At 64.0% G+C, this 5300-nt stretch carries 4 protein-coding genes; 1 reads left to right on the top strand and 3 read right to left on the bottom strand.

Going from position 1 to position 5300, the window contains the following annotated elements:
- Positions 1 to 1024, top strand: a 1024-nt coding sequence (locus Y708_RS27060; RefSeq protein ID WP_081747110.1) for a Na+/H+ antiporter NhaA, incomplete at its 5' end; no start/stop codon positions are given.
- A gap of 180 nt (positions 1025 to 1204) precedes the next feature.
- Here Y708_RS27060 and sufU read toward each other — a convergent pair.
- The 3 genes from sufU to Y708_RS0121300 form a co-directional block, all read right to left on the bottom strand.
- Positions 1205 to 1663: a Fe-S cluster assembly sulfur transfer protein SufU gene (gene sufU, locus Y708_RS0121310; RefSeq protein ID WP_028281474.1), complete on the bottom strand. Its 459-nt coding sequence runs from the start codon at positions 1661 to 1663 to the stop codon at positions 1205 to 1207.
- Positions 1664 to 1682: 19 nt separating this feature from the next.
- The gene (locus tag Y708_RS0121305) at positions 1683 to 2981 is read right to left on the bottom strand and encodes an aminotransferase class V-fold PLP-dependent enzyme (protein WP_028281473.1); all 1299 of its coding nucleotides are present in this window, start codon (positions 2979 to 2981) and stop codon (positions 1683 to 1685) included.
- A 365-nt stretch (positions 2982 to 3346) separates the two neighbouring features.
- A partial coding sequence (locus Y708_RS0121300) for a helix-turn-helix domain-containing protein (RefSeq protein ID WP_216699862.1) occupies positions 3347 to 5300 on the bottom strand: 1954 nt, incomplete at its 5' end.

The raw sequence follows: 5300 nt of genomic DNA, 5'->3' as shown, positions 1-5300 counted from the left end.
GCCAAGCCGCGCCGTCGTACCCGTTGCCGCCGCCGCGGGTGGTGTGATTGTGCCGGCGCTGATCTACGTGGCCGTGAACATTACCTCACCGGAGACACTGCGCGGGTGGGCCATTCCCACCGCCACCGACATCGCGTTTGCTCTGGCGGTGCTGGCCGTCATCAGCTCGCACCTGCCCAGTGCTCTCCGGATTTTCCTGCTGACGCTGGCTGTGGTGGATGACCTGATTGCCATCGCGATCATCGCATTCTTCTACTCGGAGGATGTCGAGTTCATTTACCTGCTACTCATGCTGGTTCCGTTGGCCCTGTTTGCGTTCCTGGCGCACAGGAATCCCAAGTACTTTGGCAGCAAGACCCCCGCTGCCTGGCTGATCCTGCTTCCCATCGGCGTGGCGACCTGGGCGCTGATGCATGCTTCGGGCGTGCATGCGACGGTGGCCGGCGTGCTGCTGGGATTCATGATTCCGGTGCTGCGCAAGAACAAAGACGGCCAAAAGCTCGCCCCGCGGGGAAACAAACCAGGGCTGGCCGAAATCTTCGAACACCGTTTCCGGCCGCTGTCCACCGGAATTGCCGTGCCGATCTTCGCGTTCTTCTCCGCCGGCGTTGCCGTTGGCGGAGCGGACGGCCTCATATCCGCGCTCGGAGATCCGGTGACCATAGGCATTGTGCTGGGGCTGGTACTGGGCAAGCCCATTGGCATCCTGCTCACCACGTGGACCGTCACCAAGACCACCCGCGCCAACCTGGACCCGGACCTTAAATGGGTGGACCTGCTGGGCGTCGGGGTGCTCGCGGGCGTCGGCTTCACCGTATCCCTGCTGGTCAACGATCTCAGCTTCGCCCAGGGGTCCGAGCACAATGACCACGCCAAGGTTGCCATCCTGGGCGCCTCACTGATTTCGGCCCTGATCGCGGCGGTCATCCTGCGGAGCAGGAACAAGCGCTACCGGAAAATTGAGGAAACCGAGAAGGTTGACGCCGACAACGACGGCGTCCCGGACCTTTTCGAGGAACGCTAGGGAACGCTGGCTCCACGCGCGGAAGGAGTGAGCAATCCGGACAAACTGCAGCAACCTGGAAATACGTTAGCGGAATACCGGTCACTTTTGTCCGGGAGGCTAACGGCTTTGTCCGGATTGCTAACGACGACGTCCGGGAGGCTAACTTCGTCCGGGAGGCTAACAACGACGACGACGGCGCTACCGGTTCGCGGCCAGCACCGCTTCTTCGAGCGCAACCCACGCGAGCATGGCGCATTTGACCCTTGCGGGGTAGCGCGACACCCCGGAGAACGCTGATGCGTCGCCCAGCGCCGGGTCCTCGGCCGTTTCCGCGCCCCGGGAACGCATCAGCTCCCTGAACTTGTCCACCAACTCGATCACCCGGTCTCGGTCCTCCTCCGCCACCAGTTCAGCCAAAACTGACGCCGAGGCCATCGAAATGGCACACCCCGCGCCTTCCCAGCCAACACCGCTGACGGCGCCGTCCTGCAGGACCACCCGCAGCGTAATCTCGTCCCCGCACACCGGATTCAGCTGGTGGGACTCGCCAACGGACCCGGACGCGCCTGAACCGGAAGAAGCCAGCCCAAAACCCACCCGCCGCCGCGCATGGTCGAGGATGATCTGCTGGTACAGCTGTTCAACATCGCTCTGCATTATATTGCTCCAAAGAAAATTACGTTGCTCCAAAAAAAGTGCGGACGCCCGAGACCGCATCGAGGAATGCGTCCACCTCGTCGGTGGTGTTGTAGAGGTAGGTGCTGGCGCGGGTGGATGCGGTGAGGCCAAGCCGGCGGTGCAGCGGCTGGGCGCAGTGGTGTCCCACGCGCACGGCGATGCCGCGGCTGTCGAGGAACTGGCCGACGTCGTGGGCGTGTACGCCGTCAACGTCGAACGCAGCCAGCCCAATCCGCGGCGTTCCGGCGCCCGGCCCAAGCACCGTCACCCCGTCCAGCGATTCAAGGCCCTGCACCAGCCGGACGCCCAGCTCCGCTTCCCAGGCCTCAATGCGTTCCATGCCGGTTTCGGTCAGGTAGTTTACCGCCGCGGCAAGGCCTATTGCCTGCGAGATCCGCTGCGTCCCGGCTTCGAACCGTGCCGGCGGCGGCAGGTAGCCGGCGTTCTCCATGGTGACGGTGGTGATCATGGAACCGCCGGTCAGCACCGGCGGCATATCGGCCAGCAGCTCCGCCCGCCCGTACAGCGCGCCGATTCCGGTGGGACCAAGCATCTTGTGGCCGGAGAACGCCATGAAGTCAATTCCCAGCTGAGACACGTCCACGGGAAGATGCGGCACCGACTGGCAGGCATCCAGCACGGTCAACGCGCCCACCGCACGGGCAAGCGCCACAATGTGGGCCACGGGGTTGATGATTCCCAGGACATTGGACACGTGGGTGAAGGCAACCACCTTTGTGGAGGAATCGATCACCGACGCGGCCTCCTCTAGCCGCAGCGCGCCGTCGTCGTCAAGTGGAATGAACCGCAGGTCCGCGCCGGTGCGCGCCGCAAGTTCCTGCCACGGCACCAGGTTGGCGTGGTGCTCCATCTCGGTGACCACAATGGTGTCACCCGGACCCAGTGCAAACCGGCGGGCTGCCTCCCCACCGCGGCCAGCGGAGGCGTTGGACAGAGAATAGGCAACCAAGTTGAGGGCTTCGGTGGCGTTGGAGGTCCAGACAAGCTCGTCCGTGGAGGCACCGATCAGGGCGGCAATGGTGGACCGGGCAGCTTCAAAGGCCTCGGTGGCATCCACCGCCAGCGTGTGTGCGCCACGGTGCACAGCGGCGTTGCGCTGCTCATAATATTCCTGCTCGGCTTCCATCACACTGATCGGGTTCTGCGACGTGGCACCCGAATCGAGGTACACCAGTGGCTGCCCGCCCACGTTGGACCCAAGGATGGGAAAGTCGTTGCGGATGCGCCTGACCTCGGCGTCGGTCAGCGGATGGCCTGGTGCGGCAGGGACAGTCAAAAGGTCTCCCTCAAGTGAAGAACGGGCGCTCACCACTCTACCGAACAACGGCGCCGGTGAGGGCGGTCCGGTGAGAGGGAGCCGACGATGGCTGGGGACGAGCCTTGGTCTCGGAAGGCTTCGACATCGCCGGCTCCGCCTATGGAGGATGCACCCCGGGGGACCATCCTCGAAAACAGCCGGCAACGGCCAATCCCGTTGGCGCCTGCTGTTCCCGCTTTACCTTGTCTTACTCCTTCAAGATAGGAGGTTCAGAGCGCCCACACACGAGTAGTGGTTACCCGACTTTTCAGCCCAATGTACGACGCCGGTACTCGCCTCCCGCGCGCGCGTACCCGGGGGTGCGCGGCCAGTACTCGATGCCTCTATGCTCCCGGCAGTTCCTCACGGCGGGTGATGCCAAGCTTCGCGAAAATCCGGTAGAGGTGGCCCTCGACAGTGCGCACCGACACACCGTGCTGCTGCGCAATATCCTTGTTTGAATAGCCCTTGGACGCGAGTGTGGAAATATCCTGCTCCCGCTGCGTCAGCTTGGATGCGGAGCCGGTGTCCGCAAGCTGCGGGCTCTGCAAACCTTCCAGCTGGTCCACAATTGTGGTGAGCCGCTGCTGCACTGCGCGGGATTTCTGTTCCTCGGAGCGTTCACCCAGGAGCTTCACGGCTTTGCCGAGGCACTCGGCGGCGAGCAGCAGGAACTGGGACGCCTCAGCCAGTGTTGCAGCCCGCTGGAGGGCGTCCGGGTCCTTGTCCAGCGCTCCCTGGGCCATGGCGTGGAGGATGGCTCCCTCCTTGCCCTCAAAGGGCGCTGTGATGTGCGCCAGTTGTTCAAACGTCCGGTTGTCCCCCAGCCGGGCGGACAGCTCCAAGGCGATGGCCGCCACCACCGGCATCTTTTCCTCCTCCGCGAAGTCCGCCGTGCGCCGGAGTTCCTCAATGCTTTTCGAGGCGCCCTGGAACAGTGCATTCGCCGCGGTGACATGCACCTCGCCCAGCAGGCACGCCTGTTTGGTGCCGGTTCCCGCATCCACCGCGAAGTCGCTGATATAGCCGCGGGCACGGGTGGAGTCCCCCACCATGGCGCAGGCAAAGGCCGCAAGGCCTAGCGCCAGCGGCATCATCTGGTTGATGTCCGATTCCCGCAGGCCCTCCACGGCCAGAATAAGCCGGGTCCGTGCAGTGCGCATGAACCCCTTCCGGAGTGCAATCAGCCCTTCCGCCAGTTCCAGCATCCCGCCGAAGTGGACCATTCCACCGGAGCCTGAGAGGGAACGCTGCTCCAGCAGGGCCTTGATCTCGTCCCATTCCCCCGCATGCGCCAGACACAGAAAATGGCGTGCAAGTACAAACTCCAGATGTGCCACAAAGGTATGGCCGGTCGAGAAGATGATTTGCAGCGCCTCCCGGGTGCAATCCGCACCCTGCAGCGCCCGCCCGGTGGAGCCAAGGGTCTCCCCCATCAGGCTCAAGGCCGCAAGGCGCAGTTCGTCCGAGCCGTGTTTGGCAGCGAGGATTGCCTGGAGCTTCTCTTCGGCCTCATAGAACCGGCCCTCGAAGTTCAGCGCGTAGCTTTCCATGACGCGGCAGCCCAGTAGGGACACCGAACGCTCGCGGCCGCCGTCGTTCTTGGACGTGAGCTGTTCAACAATTAGCTCCCACCGCGCGGCATCGCTGCGGATCATCTCCGCCGCGTTTTTGCCCCGCAGGCGCAGGGCAACCGAAAGCAGGGTTGCCTCCTTAGCCAGCCACAGGCTGCTGCACCCGGCCAGCACCTCGTCAACAATCTCCCTTGAGTAGGGTAGATTGCCCCTCATCATCTGGGCGCGGGCTATCTCCACCATCGCGTTTCCGCGAAGGTCAGTGGTGTGGACCGCGCGGGCGGCGCGGAGCGCAAACTCGGGATCGTACAGCCGGTTGGCCACCACCGCGGCCTTGAGGAGTGTTTTCTCGTCCGGTGGCAGTCCGCAGTCCAGGCCCCAGGCCACGTAACGGAGAAAACTGTCGGCGGAACGGGAATCGCGGTCCATGAGTTTGAGTACTTGTCGGCGGATGGCCAGGCTGCGTCCGGCCGGAACGTCCTTCCTGATGACTTCGCCGTACAGGGGATGGCTGAGCGAGACAATCTGGTCACGGTCCATGGAGATGGTCAGCAGTGAATCCTCGTGGAGGCTGGAGATGGCTTCCCGTTCTCCGCACTGGACCAGAACTTCCAGGGGCATGGGTTCCGCCAGCGCCAGGACTTCCAGGACGGCGCTTTCGTCGGGGCTGCGCCTGCGGAACCGGCTTTTGATGAGGTCCACGAGCCTCAGGTCCAGTGGCGGC

Source organism: Arthrobacter sp. H5 (assembly GCF_000520595.1).
GTDB lineage: Bacteria > Actinomycetota > Actinomycetes > Actinomycetales > Micrococcaceae > Arthrobacter_D.
The sequence above is the reverse complement of the archived record's forward strand: the minus strand, read 5'-3'. Positions and strand labels throughout refer to the sequence as shown.

Excerpts from the sequence above, each read along its gene's own strand:
- sufU (WP_028281474.1), bottom strand. The coding sequence starts at position 1,663 with ATGCAGAGCGATGTTGAACAGCTGTACCAGCAGATCATCCTCGACCAT.